The organism is Polynucleobacter sp. AP-Latsch-80-C2 (assembly GCF_018882185.1).
Taxonomy (GTDB): domain Bacteria; phylum Pseudomonadota; class Gammaproteobacteria; order Burkholderiales; family Burkholderiaceae; genus Polynucleobacter.
In genome coordinates this window covers 1-486 of sequence record NZ_JACVOY010000039.1, presented here as the reverse complement: position 1 = coordinate 486, position 486 = coordinate 1, and the positions used below count along the sequence as shown (strand labels likewise).

1 protein-coding gene is annotated in these 486 nt (G+C 47.5%); it reads left to right on the top strand.

The features are described from left to right. Positions 1-486: hypothetical protein (locus ICN47_RS12770; RefSeq protein WP_216220287.1), on the top strand; the 486-nt coding region annotated here is incomplete at both ends.

Sequence of the window (486 nt, the reverse complement as noted above, 5' to 3'; positions counted from 1 at the left end):
TACCTTACAAGTGAGTGGTAGTGGAACTGTAGGCAACACCAGTAGCTTATTAACCTTAAGCAGTGCTACGCTTGATCTACGTAATGGCTTAACCATTGGCTCTTTGTTGATGACCGGTACTAGTCCTGTTATTACCAATGGTAGCGGCACATCAAACTTGACAGTTAACGGTACAAGTACCTTGATGGGTAATGTCACCACCAATGGTGCTCAAACCTACACTGGCGCAGTAACCTTAGGTGGTGCGAGCGTACTCACTACTGGCTCTAGCGCTGGCAATATCCTCTTTAGCTCTACTGTTGCCGGTGCGAATACTTTATCAACCACAACCACCGGTGATACCACCTTCACTGGCACGATTGGTGGCACACCATTAACTGGCCTCACCATTAATACAGCAACCTTAACTGCCCATGCGATTACCTTAGCTAGCAGTAGCGCCATCTCGATTACCAATAGTGGTGCTGGTTCGATTGACGGCATCAT